This window comes from Caballeronia insecticola (assembly GCF_000402035.1).
Lineage (GTDB): Bacteria > Pseudomonadota > Gammaproteobacteria > Burkholderiales > Burkholderiaceae > Caballeronia > Caballeronia insecticola.
This window is the reverse complement of the sequence record NC_021294.1, coordinates 873,545-897,887: the sequence shown is the minus strand read 5'-3', so window position 1 is coordinate 897,887 and position 24,343 is coordinate 873,545. Positions and strand designations below refer to the sequence as shown.

Here is a 24,343-nt window from a genome sequence, read left to right as displayed (position 1 = left end):
ACACGCAAGCGAGGCACGAGACTTGCCTCCAGGGATTGCCACTACGACAAAAACGGTACTGCCATGCTCAAACTTGCCATTCTTTTCGCGGTCATCTCGGTCGTCGCCGGTCTTTTCGGCTTCACGCGTGTGTCTTCCGGCGCGGCGGGCATCGCGAAGATCTGCTTCTTCATCTTCCTGATTCTGTTCGTGATCTTCCTGGTCATTGCCATTACGGCGGGCTCGCTCGTGCTCTGAGTGTTTTGACTCGCTGACACTCGCTGAGCCTCCCTGCAGACGCGTCGAAAGCGAGGATTCATCCGCGTGATTCCTCGCATCGACCCGCACGGCGCGCGGGTGTTACATTGCCCGAGGAGACATTCACGCGACGACAGGCGGCGCTTTGCCCGAGTCCTCAGCGATGAATCGAAAAGGAGGAAGGCGATGCATGCCACTGGCGCGGCCGTGCAGACGGCGCAGTTCGATGTGATCCGGCATTCGCACGAGCGTTCGGCAACCTTCGGGCTGTTCGAGGCAATGCGCCCGGACTACGCCGTCCTGTCAGGCGCCGAACTGGCCGTCCGGCTTGCGCAGAGCCGCACCCTATTCGCGCACGCGCTGCCGGTCATGGAGACGCTCTACGCGCAGATCGCCAACACCCACAGCATGATCGCGCTGACCGACGCGAGCGGGCTCATCCTGCATTCGCTCGGCGACGACGATTTCCTCGCCCGCGCCGAAAAAGTCGCGCTGCGGGCGGGCGCGGTGTGGAGCGAGGAGCATCAGGGCACGAACGCCATCGGCACGACGATCGCGGAGCGCACCGCCGTCACCGTGCACGGCGATCAACACTATCTGCGCGCCAATCGCTTTCTCACGTGCTCGAGCGTGCCGATCCTCGATCCGCACGGCAATCTTTTCGGCGTGCTCGACGTCACCGGCGACCGTCGCGGCTATCACCAGCACACGATGGCGCTCGTGAAAATGTCCGGGCAGATGATCGAAAACCGTCTGATCGCGAGCGCATTCGACGAAAAGCTGTGCATCCGTTTTCATAGCCGGCCCGAGTTTATCGGCACGTTGATGGAAGGCATCGCCGTATTCGATCTCGACGGACGGCTGCTCAGCGCGAACCGCAGCGCCCAGTTCCAGCTCGGTCTCGAACTTGGACGTCTGCGCACGCAGACGCTCGAAGCCCTGTTCGGCGAGAGCGCCGACGCGCTCATTGCGCGCGCGGGCGAGCCGCCGAGCCGGCTCGATCTGCATAGCGGCGTCGGCGTATTTGCGAGCGTCGAGTTTCATGCGCGCGCGGCGGCGGGCGCAGGGCACGTCGCGACTGCGCCGGTCGTAGGCGGGAGGTCATCGTCGAGCCTCGCCGAACTCTGCACCGGCGACGCGCGCATGCAGGATGTCGTCGCGCGCGTGAGGAAAGTCATCGGCAAGAACATCCCGATTCTGATCGGCGGGGAAACGGGCGCGGGCAAGGAAATGCTCGCCCGCGCGATTCATCGCGACTCGCCGCGCCACGCGGGGCCGTTCGTCGCGGTGAATTGCGCGTCGCTGCCGGAGACGCTGATCGAATCCGAGCTCTTCGGCTACACGCAGGGCGCGTTCACCGGCGCGGCGAAGCGCGGCGCGGTCGGCCGCATTGCGCAGGCGAACGGCGGCACGCTGTTTCTCGACGAAATCGGCGACATGCCGCTCGCGATGCAGAGCCGTCTGCTGCGCGTATTGCAGGAACGTGTCGTCGAACCGCTCGGCGCGGCGCGCGCGGTGCCGGTGGATTTCATGCTCGTCTGCGCGAGCAATCGCAAGCTGCGCGAACGCGTCGCGGAAGGGGCGTTTCGCGAGGATCTGTACTACCGCATCAACGGACTTTCGGTGACGCTGCCGCCGCTTGCCGGGCGCACCGATCTGCACGCGGTCGTCGACAAGATGTTGCGCGACGAGTGCTTCGCCGGCCGCCCGATCGGCATCGACGATCAAGTGCTCGCGCTGTTCGCGCGGCATCCGTGGCCGGGCAATTTCCGTCAGTTGAGCAATGTGCTGCGCACGGCCTGCGCGATGCTCGACGAACACGACACGCATCTGCGCGTCGAGCATCTGCCGCACGATTTTCTCGATGAGTTGGGCGAAGGCATCGAAGCGCGGCCGGCGCCTTTGCTTACCGGCTGCGCGCGTCTCGTGGATATCGAATCGAGCGCCGTGGCGGCGGCGCTCAAGGCGCACGGCGGCAATGTGTCGGCGACGGCGCGCGAACTGGGCGTGTCGCGCACGACGGTGTATCGCAAGCTGCGGGGTCAGGCGCCGAGCGATTTCGCGTCCGTTCCCGGCGCGGGCAAAGCGCCGCTGTGATCCTTCAGGCCGACGCCGGTGAGTTTCAGGCGGCGCGCTTCGTTCAACAGCCACATGAGCTTGAAAGCGGCGGCGTCGTAAGCGAGGCCTTCCGGCCGCACGTTCGAAATGCAGTTGCGCTCGGCGTCGCTGCGCCCGGTGCGCGGCGCGTAGGTCACGTAGAGGCCGAGGCTGTCGGGCGAGCTGAGTCCGGGCCGCTCGCCGATCATCACCACGACGATCGTCGCCCGTAACCGTTCGCCGATGCCGTCGCCCAGCGCGACGCGCGCCTGTGTCGCGATCACGACCGGGCCGACCTTCCATCCTTCGAGCTTCGTGCGAACGCTCGCGAGCAGCGGCGCGACGTGGCGTTGCGTTGCGAAGGCCGAGAGACCGTCGGCGGCGACGAACGCGAGTTCGGGCGCATCGTGCATCGACCTGGCGTGATCGGCGAGACGCGCGGCGCTTGCCTCGTCGAGCGCGCGGCCGAGGTCCGGACGACGCAGATAACGATCGCGATCGGGCGCGGCGCTGTGCACATCGAGCGTCTCGAAACCCGCGGCGTGAATGGCTTGTGCGAGCGCGGCGGTATCGAGCGGCTGATGCACGGCGTCGCGCGCCTGCGCATGCGCCAGTTCGAACGCAAGCAGCGGCGCGGTCGGCAGGCTGCTGCCCGCGCGGCCGAGCGCGATGCGCGCGTTCGTGAAGCGCCGCAGCGCGTCCCAGGGATCGGTCTCGCGGGTCGAATGGGTCATGCGCCGATCCAGTCGAGCAACGGTTGTCCCGACGCGCCGGATGCGTGCGAGAGCAGGGCGCCGCTGCCATCGGTGACGCGCATTTTCGCGAGCCACGCCTCGAATTCCGGCGCGCGCTTCAGATTCAACGCGCGGCGGATGAACAACGCATCGTGAAACGACGTGCTCTGATAGTTGAGCATGACATCGTCCGCGCCCGGCACGCCCATGATGAAGTTGACGTTCGCCACGCCGAGCAGTGTGAGCAGGGTGTCCATGTCGTCGGAATCGGCTTCGGCGTGATTCGTGTAGCAGATGTCGCAGCCCATCGGCACGCCGAGCAGCTTGCCGCAGAAATGATCTTCGAGTCCCGCGCGGATAATCTGCCGCCCATCATAGAGATATTCCGGGCCGATGAAACCGACCACCGTGTTCGTGAGCAGCGGGCTGAAACGGCGCGCGACCGCATAGGCGCGCGCCTCGCAAGTTTGCTGATCGACGCCGTGATGCGCGTTCGCCGACAACGCGCTGCCTTGTCCGGTCTCGAAGTACATGACGTTGTCGCCGACGGTGCCGCGTTTGAGCGACAACGCCGCGTCGTGCGCTTCCGCAAGCAGCGCGAGCGACACGCCGAAGCTCGCGTTGGCGCGCTCGGTGCCCGCGACGGACTGGAACACGAGATCGACCGGCGCGCCCTGTTCGATCGCGGCGAGCGTGTTGGTGACATGCGTGAGGATGCACGACTGCATCGGCACGTCGTAGCGTTGGCGGAACTCGTCCATCATCGCGAGCAGCTTGCCGATGGCGTCCGGCGAATCGGATGCGGGATTCACGCCGATGACCGCGTCGCCGCAGCCGTAGAAGAGGCCGTCGAGCATGGAGGCGGCAATGCCTTTCGGATCGTCGGTCGGGTGATTCGGCTGCAGACGCACCGAGAGATGTCCGGGCAGGCCGATCGTCGTACGAAAACGCGTGACGACCGGGCGTTTGCGCGCGGCGAGGATCAGATCCTGATTGCGCATCAGCTTGGAGACGGCCGCGGCCATCTCGGGCGTGACGCCCATCGTGATGTGTTCGAGCGCGGCCGTGTCGGTGCTGTCGGCGAGCAGCCACTCGCGGAACTCGCCGACGGTCAGATGCGCGACCGGCGCGAAGGCCTCGCGCGAATGCGTATCGACGATGAGGCGCGTCACTTCGTCGTCTTCGTACGGGATCAGCGGCTCGTCGAGGAACGCCGCGAGCGGCACCTGCGCGAGCGCCATTTTCGCGGCGACGCGCTCTTCCTCGGTCGCCGCCGCGACGCCCGCCAGTTCGTCGCCCGAGCGGCGCGGACTGGCGCGCGCGAGCAGCGTCTTCAGGTCGTCGAAACGGTAGCGGCGCGCGCCGATCGTCTCGTGATAGCTCATCGCGTCTCCTTCGCGGCACGCATGCTGCGCGGTTCGATCGCAACACTTTAACCGCTTGTCGCGCGTGCGGCGATGCAAGCCAAAATCCGCGCGAAGGTCGAATTTCGCCTGCATGCGATACTTGTAGGCTTGACTGAACCATCGTGCCTCCGTTTACTGTGAAAAACCTGCTCGTTCCGATCGACCGCCTGCGCGATTTCGAGGAAATCGTCGATGTCCGCACGCCGCTCGAATTCGCGGAAGACCATATTCCCGGCGCGATCAATGCGCCCGTGCTGAGCAACGAAGAGCGCGTGATCGTCGGGACGATGTACAAGCAGGTCTCGCCGTTCGAAGCCACGCGCGTGGGCGCGGCGATGGTCGCGCGCAACATCGCGCAACATCTCGACACGCTCTTCGCGGACAAGCCGCGCAACTGGCGCCCGCTCGTTTATTGCTGGCGCGGCGGCAAACGCTCCGGCGCAATGACGACGTGGCTCAACATGATCGGCTGGCAGGCGCGTCAGCTCGAAGGCGGCTACAAGAGCTACCGGCGCGACGTGATCGGGCGGCTCGACACACTGCCCGCGCGCTTTCGCTACGTCGCGCTGATCGGCCATACGGGCTGCGGCAAGACGCGTCTGTTGCACGCGCTTCGAGCGGCCGGTGCGCAAACGCTGGATCTGGAAGGGCTCGCCGCGCATCGCGGCTCGCTGCTCGGCGCGCTGCCGGGGCATCCGCAGCCGTCGCAGAAGGCGTTCGATTCGGCGCTCGCCGTCGAGCTTGGCGCGTTCGATGCGGCGAAGCCGGTTTTCGTTGAGGCGGAAGGGCGGCGCATCGGCGCCATCACGATGCCGGATGCGCTGCTCGCGAGCCTGCACGCGGCGGCGTGCGTGGACGTGACGGCGCGGCGCGAAGACCGCATCGCGTTTTTATTGCAGGACTACGCGCATCTCTTCGACGATCCGGCCTTCTTCAAGGCGCAGTTGTCGAAGCTCGTCGCGCTGCATAGCCGGGAGCGCGTGGCGCACTGGCATAAGCTGATCGACGAGAACGCGCGGGCCACGTTATTTGCGGAACTCATCGACCGCCATTACGATCCTGCCTACGGACGCAGCAGCCGCGCGCATTACGTCCGGCTGGCGCACGCGGCGCACGTGCAGTTTCGTCCGAACGATGCCGACAGTGTCGCTCAGGCGCACGCGCTGCTCGCGCAACTCGCCGACACGGCACACGCACTCTGATCAATCGCATTACTCGTAGGGAAAAATCATGACCACGCTTCGACAACCTCGCATCGCGCCTGGCTGGATCGTGTTTCTGCTGATCGCCGTTGTCGGTCTGTTCTATGTGAAATGGTTTCCGTACTACAACCGCGCATTCGTCGCGGCGAGTCAGCATTCCATCGGCAAATCGATTTTGATGGGCACGGCCGCGAGCGCGCCGGAGCCGTCGTGGCAGGCCGCACTCGATTACGCGATGGCCTACGGCAAGGCAATCTGGCAGGCGATGGTGCTCGGCCTGTTGCTCGGCTCGGCCGTGCAGGCGCTGATTCCGCCGCGCTGGGTCGCGCGCGCACTCGGCGAGCACAACTTCGGCAGCGTCGTGAACGGCGGGCTGATGTCCTTGCCGGGCATGATGTGCACGTGCTGCGCCGCGCCGGTCGTCGCCGGTTTGCGGGCGCGCGAGGCGGCGCCGGGCGCGGCGGTCGCGTTCTGGCTCGGCAATACGGTGCTCAATCCGGCGGCGCTCGTTTTCATGGGCTTCGTGCTCGGGTGGCAGTGGACCGGCTTGCGTCTCGTGCTCGGTGTGCTGATGGTGTTCGGTCTGGGCTACGCGGTGAACCGCATGGTGACGCCCGCGCAGGCGCAGGCTTCGCGCGCGGCGCTCGCGAAACTGATCGACGAGGACGTGCCCGGCACCGCCTTCTCGCGCTGGATCAAGATTCTGGGCCGCATGACCGTGCGCCTCGTGCCGGAGTACATCGTGCTGGTCCTGCTGCTCGGCGCGGCGCGCGCCTGGCTCTTTCCGCACATCGGGCCGGACATCGGCAACGGCATGCTGTGGATCGCCGTGTTCGCGGTCGCCGGAACGCTCTTCGTGATTCCGACGGCGGGTGAAGTGCCCATCATTCAGGCGATGCTGTCGCTCGGCATGGCGGCCGGCCCCGCAGGCGCATTGCTGATGACGCTTCCGCCGATCAGCGTGCCCTCGCTCGCGATGCTCGGACGGTCGTTTCCGCCGCGCGTGCTGGCGTTCGTGACGGTTGCGGTCATCGCGTTCGGGATCGTAAGCGGGCTGATTGCTGCAGCGTTGTTTTGACGGGGCCGGACGGCGTCAGTGAAGCGCCGCCCCCGCTTTGATCAGCAGCTTGAACGGCAGCGCGAGCAGCATCGCGCCGCCGACGCCCGCGAACCATAGCGCGACGAACCAGAACACTTTTCGCGCACGCTCAATGGTAGTGATGTTCGCCATGACGCACCTTTCCTCTGAAGACCCAATAGCCGAGCATCGTGTACGCGACGATCACCGGCAGAATCACGGCCGCACCGACAATCGTGAATAGCTGGCTCGAACGGGGCGCGGCTGCATCCCAGATCGAGACGCCCGGAAAAATCTCGTGCGGCGAAATGCTCGCGACGAGTCCCGCATAGCCGAGCAGCACGAAGCCGAGCGCCACCGCGAAGGGCCGCTTTTCACGGCGCGACTGAATCGAGCGACGCATCGTCCATGCACACGCGATGACCAGCACCGGCACTGGCAGCAGCCGATAGAACAGCGGCGAGTCGAACCAGCGCGACGCAATATCCGCATCCAGCAACGGCGTCCAGACGCTCACGACGGCGATCGTCGCGAGTTGCAGCACCGTCAGCGGCCACACGACGCGATACATCCGCCGCTGCAAGTCGCCTTCGGTCTTCGCGATCAGCCAGCACGCGCCGAGCAGCGCATAAGTGACGACCAGCGCGCCGCCCGTGAAGATCGAAAACGGTGTGAACCAGCCGAATGCGTCGCCTGAGAAGCGGCCATCGGCGACGGGAATGCCGCCGAGGAACGCGCCGAGCGCCACGCCCTGAAAGAAGGTCGCGCCCGCCGATCCGCCGATGAATGCGAGGTCCCACATGTGCTTCGTGCGCTGCGCCTTCGCGCGGATTTCGAACGACACGCCGCGAAAAATCAGGCACACGAGCATCAGCACGAGCGGCAAATACAGCGCGGACAGCACGGTGGAATAGACCATCGGGAACGCGGCGAACAGCCCCGCGCCGCCGAGCACGAGCCAGGTCTCGTTGCCGTCCCAGACGGGCGCGACGGTGTTCATCATCACGTCGCGGTCGTGCTGGTCCGGGAAGAACGGAAAGAGAATGCCGATGCCCAGATCGAAGCCGTCGAGCACCACGTAGAGAAACAGTCCGAGCGCGATGATCCCGGCCCATGCAAGTGTGAGGTCCATATATTCATGCTCCTTCGATGGACTGTTGCGGAAGGCTGAGCGGACGCCGCGCGCTGCCGTCGGACGTGGACTCCGGCGTGTGCGTGTGCGAACCCGGCAGCGCCGGACCGTGCCGCAAAAGCTTCAGCAAGTAGTAGATGCCGGTGCCGAACACGATCGTGTAGACGATCACGAACGCCAGCAGCGAGACGCCGACCTGCTGCGCCGTGACGGGCGACACGGCGTCGGCCGTGCGCATCACGCCGTAGACAACCCACGGCTGGCGGCCCGCTTCGGTCGTGACCCAGCCGGCGAGCAGCGTGATGAAGCCGGTCGGGCCCATGGCCAGCGCAAAGCGATGGAACCAGCGCGCATCGAACAACTTGCGACGGCGATGCAACCACCACGCCGCCACCGACATCACGATCATCAGCACGCCCAGACCCGCCATCACGCGAAAGCTCCAGAACACGAGCGTCGAGTTCGGGCGATCCTGCTTCGGAAACTCCTTCAGGCCGCGAATCTCGCCGTCCCAGCTATGCGTGAGGATCAGGCTGCCGAGATGCGGAATCGACACGGCGTATTTCGTCGTCTCGGCGTCCATGTCCGGAATGCCGAACAGATTGAGCGCGGTGCCGCCTTTCTCCGTTTCCCAGATGCCTTCGATCGCCGCGATCTTCGCCGGCTGATGTTCGCGCGTGTTGAGGCCGTGTGCATCGCCGACGAGCGCCTGAATCGGCGTGAGCGCGAGCAGCAGCCAGAGCGACATCGAAAACATCTTCTTGATGGCCGGATCGCGCCGGCCTTTAAGCAGATGCCACGCGCCGGTCGCGGCCACGACGAGCGCCGCGACGATGAACGCCGCAATCGCCATGTGCGCGAGCCGGTACGGAAACGACGGATTGAAGATGATCGCGAACCAGTCCACCGGCACGACATGATCGCCTTCGATGCGAAAGCCCTGCGGCGTCTGCATCCAGCTATTGGACGCGAGAATCCAGAACGTGGAGATGAGCGTGCCGATGGCGACCATCAGCGTCGCGCCGAAGTGCGCCTTCGGACCGACCTTGTTCCAGCCGAACAGCATGATGCCGAGGAAGCCCGCTTCGAGGAAGAACGCGGTCATCACTTCATACGCGAGCAGCGGCCCGGTGACGGGACCGGCGAAGCTCGAGAAACCGCCCCAGTTGGTGCCGAACTCGTAAGCCATGACCACGCCCGACACGACACCCATGCCGAACGCGACCGCGAAGACCTTCGACCAGAAGAGACACAGCTCCTTATAGACCGGCTTGCCGGTTTTGAGCCAGGCGCCTTCGAGCACCGCGATGAAGCTCGCGAGCCCGATGGAAAGCGCAGGAAAGACGATATGGAAAGAGACGGTGAACGCGAACTGGATCCGCGCGAGATCGAGTGCTTCGGGAGTCGAATGCATGATGACGTGTGCCTTGAAATTCACGCGCGCCCGAGCTCTTTCGGGCGTGTGTGTCCTGAACCGAATCGGACGTGTGACGGGCCGGAGCTTAGCCTTATTTCGCGAAAGTGTTGCGCTGCGTCAGGCATTCCGCGTTGTGCGCAAATGCCGCAGTTTCAAGGGTTTGCCGGCGCTATCGAGTTGATTTGCCGGTATTTTCGAGATGCGCGGTTAGTGCAGTGCGGCAAGTGCGCGCAGGCGCTTTCGCGACAATCGACCGCACTGTTTTGCTAACTGCGGTCAAGGTTCGGAAAGAACTTTTACGATCCGCCGGCGCAAGCCATTCGACGCGCGCGGGTACCATAATGACTTTTGAGCACGCGCGCCGCGCGGGCAGGAGGGAGAAGCATCATGCGCCTCGATGACGAAGCGGAAAGTCAGAATGTCGAAGACCGGCGCGGCGGGGGCGGGGGCGGCTTCCGGGTCGGCGGAGGGTCGATCGGCATCGGTACGATCGTCGTCGCGCTCGCGGCGTCGTACTTTCTCGGCATCAATCCGATGACGATCATCAACGGCGCACAGATGCTTCAAGGCAACGCGCCGCAGCAACAGGCCGCGCCGAGCAACGCGCAGCCTGCAAACGATCCTGGCGCCGTGTTCGTGCGCCGTGTGCTCGGCAACACGGAGCGCACCTGGGAGCACATCTTCCGCACGCAGTTCAATCAGGACTATCCGCCGCCCAAACTCGTGATGTTCACGGGCGGCACGCAGACCTCGTGCGGCATGGGGCAGACGGCGATGGGTCCGTTTTATTGTCCGGCGGATCGCAAGGTGTACATCGATCTCTCGTTCTATCGCGAATTGCGCGACCGCTTCGGCGCGAGCGGCGATTTCGCGCAGGCGTATGTGATTGCGCATGAAGTCGGGCATCACGTGCAGAACGTGCTCGGCATCTCGGACAAGGTCGACAGCGCGCGCTCGCGGATGTCGCGCGAGCAGGCGAACGCGCTCTCGGTGCGCGTCGAATTGCAAGCGGATTGTTTTGCTGGCGTGTGGGCGGCCGTCGCGCAACGTGACAACGCGAAGCTGATCGAACCCGGCGACTTCGAGCAAGGTCTGACCGCGGCGGGAGCCATCGGCGACGATCGGTTGCAGCAGCAATCGCAAGGACGCATCGTGCCCGAAGCGTTCACGCACGGCACGAGCGCGCAGCGGCAACGCTGGTTGCGGCGCGGCATGTCCACCGGCGACGTCAAACAGTGCGACACATTCTCGGCGGCCTCGCTCTGAGCCGCGCGCCGGCGCCGCGACACGGACGCCGGCGCCGCTGTACCGCGTGCCGTTGCAACCTGATTTGAACTATTCTGAATCGATGTAACGGCAGCCGGCGCGCAGTGCTTACAAACGCTGACATCGCCGTTGTCTCAAATTGATTAGAATCGCTGGTTTTCCGGGGCGCGGCCGGCCGTGCCGCGTCGTGGCGGTCCGCGCGGACCGCCATTCGGACAGCAGTTCTCACGCACCTTCCATGAAGCGAATTCTGATCGTCAAAGTCACGTCGCTCGGCGATATCGTCGAGACGCTACCGGTTGTCTCCGACTTGCGGCGCGCGTTCCCATCGGCGAAAGTCGACTGGGCCGCCGACGCCGCGTTTGCCGACATCATCCGCTGGAATCCGGGCGTCGATCGCGTGTTGAGCGCACCGCTGCGCAAGTTCAAGAAGGCGCGCAACTGGAACGATCTGAAGGACATCGGCGCGTCGATCGGCGAGTTGCGCGCCGAAAAGTACGATGTGATCGTCGATATTCACGGCGTCTACAAGAGCGCGATCATCGCGTTCATCGCGCGCGGCAAGCGCCGCTTCGGCTATCTGAACCAGGATCTCGGCGAACGCGGCGCAGCGTTTGCCTATAACGCGCGCTTCGGTCCGCGCCCGCATACCGATGCCTGGCGCGGCATGCGCGTGAGCGTCGCGGATGCGCTCGGTTATCAGCTCGACGAAACGCCCGACTACAACGTGCAATTGCCCGCGCCCACGCGCAGCCTCGATATTCCGAGCGGCAAGCCCATCGCGATGCTGTTCCACGCGACGTCCGCCGATGTGAAGAAGTGGCCGAAGGAGCATTGGGGCGAAGTGGGGCGCTGGCTCGTCGCGCGCGGCTATGTGATTGCGTTGCCGTGGGGCACGGAGCGCGAACGCGACGAGGCGCAGACCATCGCCGCGCTCGTGCCGGACGCGATCGTGTTGCCGAAGCTGACCGTCGAGGAGTGCGCGCACTGGATCGAGGCGTCGGAACTGGTCGTCGGCACGGATACCGGGCTGGTTCACCTGGCGCATGCGTTGCAGCGGCGCACGGTGATGTTGTTCGCGGCGACGTCACGCGAGCATTTCGGCGTGAGTGCGCCGGGACGCTCGGTTTCCGTCGGCGATCACGGCGCGCCGCCGGACGTGCCGCAGGTTTTGGAAGCCATCGAAAGCGTGATGGGCACGCCAGCGCGCACGGTGTCCGGTTCGGCCCAATCCGGCGCAATGGTTCGATAGGCACGTCGCGCATTCAAATGTTTATGCGCATAAAACTTTAATATTGGGATGAGAAGCGGTAGAAACGGCACTTTTGCTAAAAATATTAGTGCGCTAACGTAAAACTTGCCGCGCGGGTCTTGACGGCGATCGAGTCAAGCATGACGATTACGAAAACACTTAAGAATCGTCCGATAAGATGACCGAAGAAACCGTTCTGGAAGCGAAGCGATCGCTGATTCGCCTGGAAGCTTCCGACATTCCGTTGAATGCGTCGCTTGAATGGGCGATCGTCGCGGGGGATGGCTCACTGCTGTTCGAGACGGGCGCGGTCGTCCCGGACGCCATCGCGCGCGACTTCATGTTCCGGCATTTCGAGCCGCATCGCGAGTTGCGCGAACCTGCGCCCGAGCTTTCCGGTGACGAAGCGGCCGGGGATCAGCCGCCCACGCTGGAGGACATCGGACTCACGATCGGCGCGCGTGTCGGCTTGCGCGGTACGGGCGGCACGGGTTCCGCCATGTACGCGAGCCGCGTGATCGGTTTTTCGACACCGCGTCGCAACGGCGAACGCTCGCTGTTCGTGACGCAGCCGTTGATGGCCGGCTTCGATCCGCTCGATCTGGCGGTGGGCGAGCAGGTCGATCTGGTCGCGCTTACGGGGCGCGGCGTATTCCGCTTCGCATGCACGGTCGATGCGACGTGTCGCGAGCCGTTCAACTACGCGGTGTTATCGGCGCCGGGCGCGATCCGCCGGCTTCGCACGCGCAAATTCGCGCGCATGCCGACGCGGCTCGCTGCACATTTCCGCATCGATGGCGACAGCGTTAACACCCGGCAACTGGGCCGCGTGAGCGATATCAGTCCGTACGGCATGTCGCTGACGGTCGCGCAGGCGACGGCGCATATCGGCGATCGTTTCAAGCTCTCGTTTCAGTTCAATACCGACGGCGTCGATGTGAAGATCGACACGATTGCTATCGTGCGTCATGTCGGCGCGCCGGACCCGGCGAATCAGAGCGCGGCGTACGGGCTCGAGTTCGAATCGCTCGAGCCTTCGCAGCGGATCGCCTTGAAGTCGTTCATGGCGGAGCACAGCTAGACCGACGTAATTACGTACGCTTTCCGCGCCGAATTAAATCAACGGTTCAGTTCCCCGGAAAGCCTTCCGGAAAGAGCCGTCCCAACGCGGCTTCGAAATGCTCGATCGGCGCGGCACCGCGCAGCGCGATCGGCGGCGGCGGTTCCTGGCCGGGCGCGGACTCGCGCGACAGCACCGCGAACGGCACACCGGTCACGCCGATTTTCTTCGCGAATTCTTCGTCTTCGATCACGAGATCGGTGTACGTGCCGTCATCGAGCGCTTCTTCGAGCAGTTCGGGATCGACGCCGCAGGTCGCCGCGATATCGAGCAGCGCGTCCGTATCGCCGATATCGATGCCTTCCTCGAAGTACGCCTTGAAGATCGCGCGATGCACGACATCGAAGCGGCCGGATTCGCGCGCGAACATCGCGGTCTCGAACGCCTTGCGGCTGCGCGGCGCGACAGGCGGCAGACGCATTGTCACGCCACGTTCTTCCGCGATCGGACGCACCGAGTTTTCCCACGAATCGAGGATCGTTTCGTCGTTGGCATCGGGCAGCGGCATGGGTTCGGGACGCAACTCGAACGCGTGCCAGCGAATCTCGATTGCATCGCCGAACGTGTTGCGGAACTGGTCGAGCACGGGTGTCTCGAGATAACAGAACGGACAGGTGAAGTCCGACCACACGTCGATGTACAGAACGGGCGTGGAAGTCATGTAAGCCTCAAAAGCGAACGGCGCGGATGCGCCGTTGAACGGCGAGCGCCGCGCGTGGCGCTCGCAAAACCGGTATGTTAGCGCGAGCGGCCATGCGTGCGCTCGCGCGGCACGGTTGCAGCGTCAGAAGCCGCCGTCGATCTCGATCCTGCTGCCGTCGAAGAAGCGCGATAAACGGAACGCACGCGGATCGACGATCGGTGTGTCGTTCGCGACGAGATCGGCCATCAGCCTGCCCGCGCCCGGCCCGATGCCGAATCCGTGGCCCGAAAAGCCCGTCGCGATGAAAAGGCCGGGCATGCGTTCGACCCCGGAGATAACGGGCACGGCATCGGGCGTCACGTCGATATAACCGGCCCAGGCTTGTTCGACGCGCGCATGCGCGAGCGCCGGGAAGACGGCCCGGAACTCGGCAAGCGCGGCTTCGTTGAACGATGCGTTGGGCACCGGATCCAGCGTGCGCACCGATTCGAATAGCGTGGGGCGGTCGAGCGGCCAGCGGCGCGGCCGCCTCAGTTCGTCGAAGAAGCGTGCGTTGAGGCCGAGCTTGATCGAGCCGATCTGGCTCTTCAGCGCGGGCAAGAACTTGGCGAACAGGCGAAAGCTGTCGGGCGTGATGTCGTGATAGCTATGAAAGGCGTTGGCGATCGTGTAGCCGCCGTCGAGCCGTTTGCGATAGCCCACTTCGTGATTGCACGCGCTCACTTCGGGGCCGCCTTCGACGGGCGATGTGCGCATGACCGACGATCGCACCATGAGTTGCGGCACGTCGACGCCGAGATTGCCCGCGAAATAGCGCGTCCAAGCGCCGCCCGCGACGACCACGCTCGCGCAGCCGATGCGTCCGTGCTCGGTGACCACGCTGCTGATCGCGCCGCCGCTCGTTTCGATGCCGCGCACCGCGCACGGCGTGAGCACGAGTACGCCGCGTGCGCGCAGCGCGGCGGCCATCGCGGGCACGGCGCGTTGCGGTTCGGCGCGGCCGTCGCCGGGAGTGAAGATGCCGCCCGCGAAGGCGCGTGTCGAACCCGGCATCAGCGCGGCGGTTTCGTCGGGCGAGACGATGCGCGAGTCGAGTGCGTCGCGTCCGACGAGCGCGATTGCGCGCGCGAGCCATGCTTCGTGATCGGAGAGGGCTTGGGCGTCGTCGGCGGCATAGAGGATGCCGCACTCGCGAAAGCCTGTGTCGATGCCGAGTTCCGCATCGATACGCCGCCACAGCTTCAGGCTTTCGAGGCTCAGTTCGAGTTCGCGCAGATCGCGATGCGTGGCGCGGCACCAGCCCCAGTTGCGGCTCGATTGCTCGCCCGCGACGTGGCCTTTCTCGCACACGGCGACGGACAGACCTTTCTCCGCAAGCGCACGCGCCGTGCTGATGCCGATGACGCCGCCGCCCACGATAACGACATCGACGCGTTCGGGAAGCGTGCGGTCTTCGGGAGTCGGTTCGATGGCTGGGCCCATGTTCTTGATGTGCTCTTTGCTTGCGAGATGCGCTGATGCGCGTCGGTGGATCGAGGGTGAAGGCATGCTAAGTGAATCGTTCGCTTTTGGCCATACGAATGAATCGACGCTCATGCAGGGATCGCTCATGCAGGGCTCCTCTGCGCGCCGCCACGCGATCCGTTACGATGCAGAACGACGCGTATTTCGAAACCATTCGCCGGGCGTGCCGGGTGCGCGGGCAGGCACGGCGCGTGCGAACCATTGGGTTTGTGTGTCTCGCGCTTGAAGCATCGCGCGGGTCATTGATCGCAACGTCCATTCTTTCTCGGAGAACTCTCGTGCAAAAGACAGCATCGGTAAAATGGAGCGGCGGCTTCAAGGACGGCCAGGGTTTCATCTCGACGCAGACCGGCGTGCTTAAAGAAGCGCCCTATGGCGTCAAGGCGCGCTTCGAGGACGGTCCCGGCACGAATCCCGAAGAACTGGTCGGCGCGGCGCATGCGAGCTGCTTCACGATGGCGCTCTCGCTACAACTGGAAAGCGCGGGCCTGAAGGCCGAAAGCCTCGAAACCAAATCGACGGTTACGCTCGAAAAAGTCGGCGACGGTTTTTCGATCACCGCATGTCAGCTCGACCTGAAGGCGAAGATCCCGGGCGCAGACCAGGCCGCGTTCGACAAGGCCGCGCAGGCAGCGAAGGAAGGCTGCCCGGTATCGAAGCTGTTTGCGGGCAACGCAAAGATCACGCTGAACGCGGAACTGGTCTCGTAGCCGCACAATCAGGCACGCACCACGCGCACTAAGCCAAAACGGACGGGCACATCACCCGTCCGTATTTTTTTGCCGCGTGAGTTCTTCGATCACGAGCCGCGCCGGCGCCGTCAGCGCCGCGCCCTTGCGCGTCACCACGCCGTACGGCTCCGTGCGCGAACGCACCGCTATAGCCAACCGCTTCGCGAGTCCGTGTTCCGCGAGAAACGTGGCCATGTCGAGCGGCAACATCGCGACGAGCGTCGGGTCGCGTTGCAGCAGCAGGACGGTCGTGATGGTCGACGCCGTTTCTATCGGATGCAGCGGCAGCGGCAGACCCGCTTCCTTGAACTCGCGCTCGTAGAGGCTGTGAATCGGCATGATGCGCGGATAGACGATCCATCGGCTCGATGCGAGCTCCGCGAGTTCGACGCACGGCGCATCGCCAAGCACGTGCGCAACGCCCGCGACGATCGCGAGCGGCTCGTCGCGCAGTTCGACGTAATGGTAATGATCGGGCTGGCGCGCGACGCTTGCCCGGCAGATGGCCACATCGAGCCGTCCCTGATCGAGCAGGGCCAGGAGCCGCGCGCTCGTATCCTCGACCACTTCCACGGTCAAAAGAGGCTGACGCTCCCGCAGCCGCGCGAGCGCATCGACGAGTACGCCCGACACCGCACCGGTAATGGCGCCGATTGCGAGCCGCCCGCCTGTGCCTTGCAGAATCCCGGCCATTTCCTCGCGCAAATGCGCGACGTCCATATGAATCAGCCGCGCATAGCGGATCACGCAGCGGCCGAGCTCGTTGGGCTGGATACCCTGCGCGGAACGCGTAAAGAGCGTCGCGCCGAGCGTGGCTTCGATCTCGCGCAGCGCCTTGGTCGCGCCGGGCTGCGTGAGCGCCATTTCGTCGGCGGCGCGATGCAGCGAGCCGTGATCGTCGAGTGCGATCAACAGACGCAATTGCTTGAGCCGCAGGCGCGCGGCGATCGAATCGGCATTCGGAAGCATGGGGGAGAGCGCTCAAAACCCAACGATAAGGGACAACGAGAAGATAACGGAAAGTTATCGCCCCGGCAGCAGCTTTCATTATTCAAGCGCCGAACGCTTGTCTACATTGTGGGCTTCTCCTCAACCGTCAAGGAATCACCGACTCATGAAGCTCCTGCGATACGGCGCGCCCGGGCGCGAAAAGCCCGGCCTTCTCGATTCCAGCGGCGCTATCCGCGACTTGTCCGGCGTCATCGGCGATATCGCGGGCGAAGCGCTGCTGCCCGAATCGCTCGCGCGTCTCGCGAAGCTCGATCCGGCCACGTTGCCGATCGTGCCCGCGGGCGAGCGCATTGGCCCGTGCGTGGGGCGCATCGGCAAGTTCATCTGCATCGGGCTGAACTACGCCGATCACGCGGCGGAATCGAATCTGCCTGTGCCGTCCGAGCCGGTCGTGTTCAACAAGTGGCTCTCGGCGGTCGTCGGGCCGAACGACGACGTGCGCATTCCGCGCGGCTCGAAAAAGACCGACTGGGAAGTGGAACTGGGCGTCGTGATCGGCAAGGGTGGCGCATACATCGACGAAGCCGATGCGCTGAGCCACGTCGCCGGTTATTGCGTGATCAACGACGTCTCCGAGCGCGAATATCAGATCGAGCGCGGCGGCACGTGGGACAAGGGCAAGGGTTGCGATACCTTCGGCCCGATCGGTCCGTGGCTCGTCACCGCCGACGAAGTGCCCGATCCGCACAAGCTGCCGCTCTGGCTCGAAGTCGACGGCAAGCGTTATCAGAACGGCAACACCAGCACGATGATCTTCAAGGTCGGCGAGATCGTCTCGTATCTTTCGCGCTTCATGAGCCTGCAGCCGGGCGATGTCATCTCGACGGGCACGCCGCCGGGCGTCGGCATGGGACAGAAGCCGGAAGCGGTCTATCTTCGCGCGGGACAGACGATGCGTCTCGGCATCGAAGGCCTCGGTGAGCAACAGCAACGCACGGTGGACGCATGAACCAATATGACTTCGCACAACGCGCGGCTGTGGTGACGGGCGGCGCGCAGGGCATCGGTTACGCGGTGGCGGAGCGCCTGCTCGAAGGCGGCGCGCGCGTGGCGCTGTGGGATCGCGATGAAGGCGCGCTGGCCGAGGCGCGCACGCGTCTGGGCGATGTGCAAACCGTGCTCGTCGATCTGACGGATCGCAATGCGGTCAGCCAAGCCACGTCGCGCACGCTGGAACGCTTCGGGCAAATCGACGTGCTCGTGCATAGCGCGGGCATCGCGGGCGCCAACGCGACGGTCGCCGACTACGCGCCGGAAGAATGGTCGCGCGTGATCGACGTCGATCTGAACGCGGCCTTCCTCGTCAATCAGGCAATCGTCCGGACGATGATCGCGCGCGGCTATGGGCGCATCGTCAATATCGCTTCGATTGCGGGCAAGGAAGGCAACCCGAACGCATCGGCGTACAGCGCGGCGAAGGCGGGCGTGATCGCGCTTACGAAGAGCCTTGGCAAGGAAACGGCCGGGCTCGATATCGCCGTGAACGCCATCACGCCGGCCGCCGCACGCACGAAGATCTTCGATCAGATGAAGCAGGAGCACATCGACTACATGCTGTCGAAGATTCCGCGCGGACGTTTTGTCGAAGTGAAGGAGATTGCGGCGATGGTCGCATGGCTCGCATCGTCGGAGAACTCGTTCACGACGGGCGCGGTCTTCGACCTCTCGGGCGGACGCGCCACGTACTGACATCGCGGTAAAAACAAAAACATCAGGAGACGACAACGTGGAAACTTTCGCTGCCCCGCACGACGCGGCGCACGACGACGCCCGGATCTACCGCAAGGTGTTCTGGCGTTTCGTGCCGCTGTTCGTCGCGTGCTTTGTGTTCTCGTATCTCGACCGCATCAACATCAGCTTCGCGAAGCTGCAGATGCAAAGCGAACTCGGCTTCTCCGACGCGATGTACGGCTTCGGCGCAAGCGTGTTCTTCGTCGGCTATTTTCTGTTCGAGGTGCCGAGCAACGTTATCCTGCATCGCGTGGGCGCGAAGCGCTGGATCGCGCGCATCATGATCACATGGGGCATTGCGTCGGCCTGCATGATGTTCGTGCGCACCGATACGTGGTTCTACGTGCTGCGTTTTCTGATCGGCGCGCTCGAGGCGGGCTTCGTGCCGGGCGCGTTGTACTTCTTCACGAAGTGGTTTCCGTCGTCGCGGCGCGGGCGCATCAATTCGTTCTTCATGGCGTCGATTGCGCTGTGCGGCATCATCGGCAGCCCGCTGTCGGGCGCGATCATGAAGTTCTGCGACGGCCTCAACGGCATGCCCGGCTGGCAATGGCTATTTCTGCTGGAAGGCATTCCGTCGGTGCTGCTGGGCTTCGTCGTGCTCGCGTTCGTCGATGACGAAGTCGATCACGCGAAATGGCTCGATGCCGGCGAAAAGCGCGCGCTCAAGGACCAGCTCGCGCGCGATCCGAAAGTGGGCGAGGTGCATTCGCTCAAGGCCGCGTTCAGCGAACCCGTCACGCTCGTGATGGCGCTCATCTATCTGTTCCTCGCCATGGGAATCTACGGTCTCGTCTTCTGGATGCCGCAGCTCGTGAAGACCGCGGGCACGAGCGATCCGTTCATGATCGGCCTGATTTCGATGCTGCCTTATCTCGTCGCGGGCATCGGCATGATTCTGATCGGCAAGCACTCGGACCGCACCGGCGAACGCCGCTGGCATCTCGGCGCATGCGCGCTCGCGGGCGCGGGGGGCTATGTGCTGTGCGGCCTCTTTCCGGGCAATACGGTGCTGCTCGTGATCGGCCTCACCATCGCGGCGACGGGCATCATCACGTCGCTCGGGCTGTTCTGGATCTTGCCGACGCGCTTTCTGTCCGGCATCGCGGCGGCGAGCGGCATTGCGCTCATCAACTCGGTGGGACAGTTCGGCGGCATCATCAGCCCGTACATGGTCGGCAAAGTGAAGACGATGACCGGCAGCGCGACGCCCGGCCTCTACGCAATTGCGTTCGCGTGTTTGCTCGGCGCGATATTGATCGTGTGGGGGCTGCCGCGCCGGCTGTACTTTCGCGAGAGCGGCAGCGAGTAAGACGCGCTAACGCCCCTGGCCGTTCTTCTGAGCGGCCTTGTGCGCGTACATCTTGCTGTCGCTTGCGGCGAGCAGGTCGATCACCGACGCATGCCGCGCTGCATCGAACTGCGTCTGCCCGACGCTGAAGCGAATCTGATAGCCGCGCTCGGACGCCGCGTTGCTCGCCGCCAGCGCGAGACGCAGACGTTCGAGCGCGTGGCGCGTTTCGTCGTGGCCGGCGTCGGTTAGCAGCGCGACGAACTCGTCGCCGCCGAGACGGCCGATGACATCGCTTTCCCGCAGCGACGCGCGCAACGCGGCGGCAAAGGTCGCGAGCGCGCGATCGCCTTCCGCGTGGCCGAAGGTGTCGTTGATGCGCTTGAAATCGTCGAGATCGAAAAACAGCAGCGCAGCCTCGCGGCCCACGCGCTTGCAGACGTTCAGCGCATGCTGCGCAAGCGCCTCGAAGCCGCGGCGGTTGGCGATCAGCGTCAGCTCGTCGACGGTCGCGAGTTCGATCGCCGCAATCTCCTGCTCGGCGATATGCGCGAGATCGCGCAACAGACCGAGTGCTTCGTCATCCAGTTCGCGCGGGCGCGTGTCGATCACGCAGAGCGTCCCGAGCTTCGCGCCGTTGGGCACGACGAGCGGCTGACCCGCATAAAAGCGAATGCCCGGATCGCCCGTGACGAGCGGATTGTCGTTGAAGCGGATGTCCGCGCGGGCGTCGGGGATCATGAAGACGTCGTCGTGAAGAATCGCGTGTCCGCAGAAGGAAATGTCGCGCGGGGTTTCCTGTGCGCCAAGTCCCGCGCACGACTTGAACCACTGGCGGTTTTCGTCGATCAGGCTCACGAGCGCGATCGGCACGTCGAACACGCGGCGTGCGAGGCGCGTCAGCCGGTCGAAACGCTCCTCCGCCGGCGTATCGAGGATCTTGAGCGTGCGCAGCGTGGCGAGGCGCTCGGGTTCGTTGCTGGGGATCGGTGCGACGAGCATGGGTCTCCGGTTTCTGGCGTGGCCACTGAGCCCACTATTCTCCGACAATTACGCGTTTCATTCACGCGGACGCAGCGGGCGGCGTTTTCGCTATCATGCGGGTGGCTGCGGCCTTGTCTGCGGCCTGTTCTGCGGCTCTTTGTCACGGCACTTTCCTCGCACGCCTGCGAGCCGAGCCGGTCCGACACATTCGGCGAGATCGTGGCCATAGCGCATGATCCGACGATCCCACTCACCCGATCCGCCCGGAATGCCGATGAAATTCAAGCTGGACTGGACCTTCATATCCCCGATTGCCGCCCTTGTTGTGCTGGCCGCGACCGCGTTCTTTCCGAACAACGTGCTGATGGTGCTCGCCGCCATCGCGCTGGCGTTCGCCGTGTTCGCGGCCGTGCATCATGCGGAAGTGGTCGCGCATCGCGTCGGCGAGCCGTTCGGCACGCTGGTGCTGGCGATTGCGGTCACGGTGATCGAAGTGGCGCTGATCGTCTCGGTGATGCTCTCCGGCGGCCCCGACAAAGCCGGCCTGCCGCGCGACACGGTATTCGCCGCGATCATGATCTGTAGCTGCGCGATCGTCGGCTTGTGTCTGCTGATCGGCGGCTTGCGGCATCACGTGCAGGACTTTCAACTGCAAGGCGCGGCCGCCGCGCTCGCCATGCTCTGCGCGCTTTCGGTGCTGACGCTCGTCTTGCCGAACTTTACGAGCACCGTGGTCGGGCCGGCGCTTTCGACGTCGCAATTGATTTTCGTCGGCGTGATTTCGCTCGTGCTGTACGTCACGTTCGTGTTCGTGCAGACCGTCCGCCATCGGGACTACTTTTTGCCCTTCACGCCGGCAGTCGCCGCGGGCGTGATCGAGGAAGACAGCGCGCCGCATGCGCCGCCGCCGAGCAACGGCGAGGCGTGGGGCGCGCTCGGCTTCCTGATGCTGTCGCTGATTTCGGTGGTCGGGCTCGCCAAGCTGCTGTCGCCGGCGGTCGAGGCGGGCGTGGCGGCCGCGGGCGCGCCCGAAGCCGTGGTCGGCGTCGTGATCGCCGCGCTCGTGCTGCTGCCGGAAGGGCTCGCGGCGGTGCGCGCGGCGCGTCTGAACCGGCTCCAGACGAGCCTGAATCTCGCCCTCGGCTCGGCGCTCGCGAGTATCGGGCTGACGATTCCGACGGTAGCGGTCGTGTCGATCGTGATTGGCCAGCCGATTTCGCTCGGCCTTGCACCCAAGGAAATCGTGATGCTGTCGCTCACGCTGATCGTCTCCGTCATCACGCTCGGCACGGGCCGCTCGACGGTGCTGCAAGGCGTCGTGCATCTCGTCATCTTCGCGGCTTTCCTGTTTCTTTCGGTCGTGCCCTGACGGACGGCTTCGGCGGTGAGGCGTGCGCTTTTGTTACCATGCACGTTTTTCGGCGCGCTCGCGCCACGTCTCACCGTCACATCGAAAGTCCCGAAGGAAAAGCATGTCATTCAAGAAGTCCGCATCATTCGCGCTGAGTTCGATCATTGCCGCACTTGCAGTCGTTTCGTTCTCCGCGCAAGCCAAAGAAATCACGCAGATCCGTTTCGCCGTCGATCCGTCCTATCCTCCGTTCGAATCCAAGCAAGCCGACGGCAAGCTCGCCGGCTTCGACATCGACCTCGGCAACGCCCTGTGCGCGCAGATGAAAGTCAAGTGCGTGTGGGTCGAGAACAATTTCGACGGCATGATTCCCGGCCTCAAGGCGCGCAAGTTCGACGCCGTGCTGTCCGACATGGGCATCACCGAAGAGCGTCTGAAGCAGATCGATTTCACCGATCCGCTATACGACACGCACGCGCAACTCGTCGCGCGCGCGGGTTCGGGCATTCTGCCGACGCCGCAGGCGCTGAAGGGCAAGCGCGTCGGCGTGGAGCAGGGCACCGTGCAGGAGCGTTACGCGAAGGCCAAGTGGGAACCGCAGGGCGTGACGGTCGTGCCTTACGCGGATGAGGAACAGGTCGAGACGGACCTCGTCGCCGGCCGCATCGACGCGATGTTCACGGATGCCGCGCAGGCCGCCATCGGCTTTCTGAAGAAGCCGCAGGGCAAGTCGTTCGCGCTCGTCGGGCCGATCGTCGAGGACAAGGCCCTCATTGGTCCGGGCACGGCTATCGGCCTGCGCAAAGGCGACGCCGACCTGAAGAACGGGCTGAACACGGCATTCGCCGAGATCAAGAAGAACGGCACGTTCAAGCGCATCATGGCGAAATACTTCGAGACCGATATCTCGATCCATTAAGCGCTGCGGCGCATCGCCATTCCCCTAAAAAGGCATCGCTTGCGGTGCCTTTTCTTTTCGACGAGAGATTCTCCGACGATGCAGGTCCATCATCATCCTCTCGTGGGCGCGTCGCTCGGCACCGGGCGAGCGCTCACGAGCTACCATTTCGGCCCCGACCACGCCGACGACGGCAACGAGTCGCGGCCCAAGGTCTACATTCAGGCGTCGCTGCATGCGGACGAACTGCCGGGCATGGTCGTCGCGTGGTATCTGAAGCGCCGCTTCGCGGAGCTTGAGGTGTCCGGGCGGCTCGCGGCGCGCATCGTGCTCGTGCCGCTCGCCAATCCGGCGGGCCTGAACCAGCACTGGTTCGGCACGCAGATGGGTCGCTTCGAAATGCGTTCCGGGCAGGATTTCAACCGGCGCTTCCCCGAACTCGGTCCCGAACTGGCGATGCAGCTCAAGCCGCATCTCACCGACGATGCCACGCACAATGCCCGTCTGATCCGCGCGGCGCTGCGCGATGCGCTTGCGACACGCGCGGCCGCGACGGAACTGGATTCGCAACGCATCACGCTGATGCGGCTCGCATGCGACGCGGATCTCGTCATCGATCTGCATTGCGACTGGGAGGCCGTCGCGCATCTCTACACGACGCCCGAAACGTGGCCCGCAATCGAGCCGCTCGCGCGCTATCTCGGCAGCGAGGCTCAGTTGCTCGCGGACGTATCCGGCGGCGAGCCGTTCGACGAGGCGTGTGCGTCGGCGTGGCGCTATCTGCGCGGCGCGTTCGCGGACCGCTTTCCGATTCCGGCGGGTCTCACGCCTGTCACGCTGGAACTGCGCGGCGTGCGGGACGTGTCGCACGAAACCGCCGCGCGCGATGCGCAGGCGATCATCGACTATCTGACGCATGCTGGCATGGTCGCGGGCGAGGCACCGGTGCCGCCGCCGCTGCGCCATCCCGCGACGCCGCTTGCAGGGTGCGAATACATCCACTCGCCGGTGTCGGGCGTGATTCTGCACCGGTGCGAGATCGGCGCTACGGTGCGCGCGGGCGAGACGATCGCTGAGGTGCTCGATCCGCTCGAAGACCGCCTGACGCCGCTTGTCGCGCAGACCGGCGGCGTGCTCTACGCGCGCCACTGGACGCGTTTCGCGACGGCGGGGATGCTGGTCGCGCGCATCGCGGGCAGGGAAGCGGCGCGTACCGGCGATCTGCTCGTGCCCTAGCA

At 64.7% G+C, this 24,343-nt stretch carries 23 protein-coding genes; 14 read left to right on the top strand and 9 right to left on the bottom strand.

The genetic code is table 11. The annotated features are described in order from the left end of the window. Positions 1-63 precede the first annotated feature (63 nt). Positions 64-237, top strand: a complete 174-nt coding sequence (locus tag BRPE64_RS32120) for a DUF1328 domain-containing protein (protein ID WP_016354991.1) — start codon at positions 64-66, stop codon at positions 235-237. A 186-nt stretch (positions 238-423) separates the two neighbouring features. Continuing rightward, entirely contained in the window at positions 424-2,334 is a 1,911-nt protein-coding gene (locus BRPE64_RS18275; protein ID WP_016354990.1) for a sigma-54-dependent Fis family transcriptional regulator, read from the top strand. On the opposite strand, the gene eutC is transcribed toward BRPE64_RS18275, so the two are convergent. Both eutC and BRPE64_RS18265 read right to left on the bottom strand, forming a co-directional pair. After that, complete coding sequence (eutC, locus tag BRPE64_RS18270; protein ID WP_044042444.1) at positions 2,280-3,068, bottom strand: ethanolamine ammonia-lyase subunit EutC; 789 nt, start codon at positions 3,066-3,068, stop codon at positions 2,280-2,282. The genes BRPE64_RS18275 and eutC overlap by 55 nt on opposite strands. Continuing rightward, complete coding sequence (locus BRPE64_RS18265) at positions 3,065-4,453, bottom strand: ethanolamine ammonia-lyase subunit EutB (RefSeq protein ID WP_044042759.1); 1,389 nt, start codon at positions 4,451-4,453, stop codon at positions 3,065-3,067. Before BRPE64_RS18265 ends, eutC begins: the two co-directional genes overlap by 4 nt. A gap of 158 nt (positions 4,454-4,611) precedes the next feature. Between BRPE64_RS18265 and mnmH the strand changes: the two genes are divergently transcribed. After that, the gene (gene mnmH, locus BRPE64_RS18260) at positions 4,612-5,676 is read left to right on the top strand and encodes a tRNA 2-selenouridine(34) synthase MnmH (RefSeq protein ID WP_016354988.1); all 1,065 of its coding nucleotides are present in this window, start codon (positions 4,612-4,614) and stop codon (positions 5,674-5,676) included. A gap of 25 nt (positions 5,677-5,701) precedes the next feature. After that, on the top strand, positions 5,702-6,754 hold the full coding sequence (locus BRPE64_RS18255) for a permease (RefSeq protein WP_044042443.1): 1,053 nt from the start codon (positions 5,702-5,704) through the stop codon (positions 6,752-6,754). A gap of 15 nt (positions 6,755-6,769) precedes the next feature. Here the strand turns inward: BRPE64_RS18255 and BRPE64_RS33460 are convergent, their stop codons facing one another. Genes BRPE64_RS33460 through BRPE64_RS18245 form a run of 3 tightly spaced genes read right to left on the bottom strand, consistent with a single transcriptional unit; the run spans position 6,770 to position 9,300 of the window. Beyond that, the gene (locus BRPE64_RS33460; RefSeq protein WP_016354986.1) at positions 6,770-6,907 is read right to left on the bottom strand and encodes a hypothetical protein; all 138 of its coding nucleotides are present in this window, start codon (positions 6,905-6,907) and stop codon (positions 6,770-6,772) included. Then, a complete protein-coding gene (gene cydB / locus BRPE64_RS18250) occupies positions 6,885-7,886 on the bottom strand; it encodes a cytochrome d ubiquinol oxidase subunit II (protein WP_016354985.1) in 1,002 nt (333 codons plus the stop codon). The genes BRPE64_RS33460 and cydB overlap by 23 nt, the downstream gene beginning before the upstream one ends. A gap of 4 nt (positions 7,887-7,890) precedes the next feature. After that, positions 7,891-9,300, bottom strand: a complete 1,410-nt coding sequence (locus BRPE64_RS18245) for a cytochrome ubiquinol oxidase subunit I (RefSeq protein ID WP_044042442.1) — start codon at positions 9,298-9,300, stop codon at positions 7,891-7,893. A 390-nt stretch (positions 9,301-9,690) separates the two neighbouring features. Here BRPE64_RS18245 and ypfJ point away from each other — a divergent pair, with 390 nt between their 5' ends. From ypfJ to BRPE64_RS18230, 3 genes are all read left to right on the top strand, one after another. Next, complete coding sequence (gene ypfJ / locus BRPE64_RS18240; protein ID WP_016354982.1) at positions 9,691-10,569, top strand: KPN_02809 family neutral zinc metallopeptidase; 879 nt, start codon at positions 9,691-9,693, stop codon at positions 10,567-10,569. Positions 10,570-10,807: 238 nt separating this feature from the next. Then, on the top strand, positions 10,808-11,821 hold the full coding sequence (waaC, locus tag BRPE64_RS18235) for a lipopolysaccharide heptosyltransferase I (RefSeq protein ID WP_016354981.1): 1,014 nt from the start codon (positions 10,808-10,810) through the stop codon (positions 11,819-11,821). Between the two features lie 178 nt (positions 11,822-11,999). After that, positions 12,000-12,902: a flagellar brake protein gene (locus BRPE64_RS18230; RefSeq protein ID WP_016354980.1), complete on the top strand. Its 903-nt coding sequence runs from the start codon at positions 12,000-12,002 to the stop codon at positions 12,900-12,902. Between the two features lie 46 nt (positions 12,903-12,948). Here the strand turns inward: BRPE64_RS18230 and BRPE64_RS18225 are convergent, their stop codons facing one another. Both BRPE64_RS18225 and BRPE64_RS18220 read right to left on the bottom strand, forming a co-directional pair. Continuing rightward, the gene (locus BRPE64_RS18225; RefSeq protein ID WP_016354979.1) at positions 12,949-13,602 is read right to left on the bottom strand and encodes a DsbA family oxidoreductase; all 654 of its coding nucleotides are present in this window, start codon (positions 13,600-13,602) and stop codon (positions 12,949-12,951) included. Positions 13,603-13,725: 123 nt separating this feature from the next. Continuing rightward, complete coding sequence (locus tag BRPE64_RS18220) at positions 13,726-15,066, bottom strand: NAD(P)/FAD-dependent oxidoreductase (RefSeq protein ID WP_044042441.1); 1,341 nt, start codon at positions 15,064-15,066, stop codon at positions 13,726-13,728. A gap of 320 nt (positions 15,067-15,386) precedes the next feature. Here BRPE64_RS18220 and BRPE64_RS18215 point away from each other — a divergent pair, with 320 nt between their 5' ends. Further along, positions 15,387-15,818 (top strand): OsmC family protein, encoded by a 432-nt coding sequence (locus tag BRPE64_RS18215; RefSeq protein WP_016354977.1) that lies wholly within the window; start codon positions 15,387-15,389, stop codon positions 15,816-15,818. 51 nt (positions 15,819-15,869) lie between these two features. Here BRPE64_RS18215 and BRPE64_RS18210 read toward each other — a convergent pair whose 3' ends face one another. Then, complete coding sequence (locus BRPE64_RS18210) at positions 15,870-16,808, bottom strand: LysR family transcriptional regulator (protein WP_016354976.1); 939 nt, start codon at positions 16,806-16,808, stop codon at positions 15,870-15,872. A 145-nt stretch (positions 16,809-16,953) separates the two neighbouring features. Between BRPE64_RS18210 and BRPE64_RS18205 the strand changes: the two genes are divergently transcribed. From BRPE64_RS18205 to BRPE64_RS18195, 3 genes are read left to right on the top strand one after another with little or no spacing between them, the layout of a single operon-like run. After that, entirely contained in the window at positions 16,954-17,799 is an 846-nt protein-coding gene (locus tag BRPE64_RS18205) for a fumarylacetoacetate hydrolase family protein (RefSeq protein ID WP_016354975.1), read from the top strand. Further along, entirely contained in the window at positions 17,796-18,539 is a 744-nt protein-coding gene (locus BRPE64_RS18200) for an SDR family oxidoreductase (RefSeq protein ID WP_044042440.1), read from the top strand. Before BRPE64_RS18205 ends, BRPE64_RS18200 begins: the two co-directional genes overlap by 4 nt. A gap of 37 nt (positions 18,540-18,576) precedes the next feature. Continuing rightward, positions 18,577-19,893 (top strand): MFS transporter, encoded by a 1,317-nt coding sequence (locus tag BRPE64_RS18195; RefSeq protein ID WP_016354973.1) that lies wholly within the window; start codon positions 18,577-18,579, stop codon positions 19,891-19,893. A gap of 6 nt (positions 19,894-19,899) precedes the next feature. Here BRPE64_RS18195 and BRPE64_RS18190 read toward each other — a convergent pair whose 3' ends face one another. Further along, a complete protein-coding gene (locus tag BRPE64_RS18190) occupies positions 19,900-20,874 on the bottom strand; it encodes a GGDEF domain-containing protein (RefSeq protein ID WP_016354972.1) in 975 nt (324 codons plus the stop codon). 250 nt (positions 20,875-21,124) lie between these two features. On the opposite strand from BRPE64_RS18190, the gene BRPE64_RS18185 reads away from it, so the two are divergent. The 3 genes from BRPE64_RS18185 (at position 21,125) to BRPE64_RS18175 (ending at position 24,341) form a co-directional block, all read left to right on the top strand. Further along, the gene (locus tag BRPE64_RS18185; protein WP_016354971.1) at positions 21,125-22,225 is read left to right on the top strand and encodes a calcium:proton antiporter; all 1,101 of its coding nucleotides are present in this window, start codon (positions 21,125-21,127) and stop codon (positions 22,223-22,225) included. Between the two features lie 103 nt (positions 22,226-22,328). After that, entirely contained in the window at positions 22,329-23,126 is a 798-nt protein-coding gene (locus tag BRPE64_RS18180; protein ID WP_016354970.1) for an ABC transporter substrate-binding protein, read from the top strand. 78 nt (positions 23,127-23,204) lie between these two features. Further along, on the top strand, positions 23,205-24,341 hold the full coding sequence (locus tag BRPE64_RS18175) for a succinylglutamate desuccinylase/aspartoacylase family protein (RefSeq protein WP_044042439.1): 1,137 nt from the start codon (positions 23,205-23,207) through the stop codon (positions 24,339-24,341). Positions 24,342-24,343: the final 2 nt, after the last annotated feature.